1 protein-coding gene is annotated in these 527 nt (G+C 71.3%); it reads left to right on the plus strand.

The genetic code is table 11. The features are described 5' to 3' along the window. The coding region (locus ON30_RS27780; protein WP_040711889.1) for a hypothetical protein at window positions 1-521 on the plus strand (521 nt) is incomplete at its 5' end. Window positions 522-527 lie beyond the last annotated feature (6 nt).

Below are 527 nucleotides of genomic sequence, written 5' to 3' on the forward strand. Positions count from 1 at the left end.
CGGTGGTGTCGGTGGCGGATCTGCTGGGGATGGTCGGCGGCAACCTCACCCGCGACGAACTCCCCCTGGTACGGGCGGCGATACGCAGATCGAGCATCGGCGCGGCGTTGGGCGATGTCGTGTTCTCGGTCATCGCGGCGCGTCGGTGTGAACTGTCCGCCCGGTTGCGCCCGTTCACCGATCCCGAGACGTTCACCGGCGCACTGGGCCGCGGGCTGCTGTCGGCGGTGCCCGGCCCGCGGATCGCCGGGCTGTTCGCCGAGATCGAAGCGGCGACCGGGTTGTCGCTGGTGCGGGTGTGCTTCGGCGCGGCGGCGCGGTTGTGTGTGCACGACCGCGACACGGGCAGGTTGTTCGACCTCGGAGAGGACTTCGAGCTCTGGCTGCACGGCGACCGGCCCGGTCCGGGCTCGACCCAGCTGTGGATCGGCGTACCCGTGGACGACTTCACCCGCGACGAACTCAGCCCGACCGGCCCCCACGACTACCGGCTGCCCGAACCCTCCCCCGACCAGGACTGAACCCCC

Origin of the sequence: Nocardia takedensis NBRC 100417 (assembly GCF_000308695.1) — a bacterium.
GTDB lineage: Bacteria > Actinomycetota > Actinomycetes > Mycobacteriales > Mycobacteriaceae > Nocardia > Nocardia takedensis.